General features: G+C 64.2%; 1 pseudogene. It reads left to right on the forward strand.

The window, feature by feature from the left end:
* A pseudogene (locus KVT44_RS55715) lies at positions 1–225 on the forward strand (transketolase); the annotation flags it as partial.
* Positions 226–369: the final 144 nt, after the last annotated feature.

Genomic DNA, 369 nt, shown 5'->3' on the forward strand with positions numbered 1-369 from the left:
GGGTACCGGGACAGCGTCCTGCCGCCGTCGGTGAAGGCGCGCGTCTCGATCGAGGCCGGTATCGGTCTGACCTGGCATCGGTTCGTCGGGGATGCGGGACGCATTGTTTCGCTGGAGCACTTCGGTGCTTCGGCCGACGGCAAGGTCCTCTTCCGTGAGTTCGGCTTCACTGCCGAGAATGTCGCGGGCGCCGCCCGGGAATCGATCGCCGCAGCCCAGCGCTGACGCTGATATACGACACGTAGGAGATGCAATTTCCATGACAGACGCACTGAAGCGCCTCTCCGAGGAAGGCGTCGCGATCTGGCTGGACGACCTGTCGCGCAAGCGGATCACGTCCGGCAATCTCGCCGAACTGATCGACCAGCA

It is taken from the genome of Streptomyces sp. GbtcB7, from assembly GCF_019091445.1.
In the GTDB taxonomy this organism is placed as follows: domain Bacteria; phylum Actinomycetota; class Actinomycetes; order Streptomycetales; family Streptomycetaceae; genus Streptomyces; species Streptomyces mirabilis.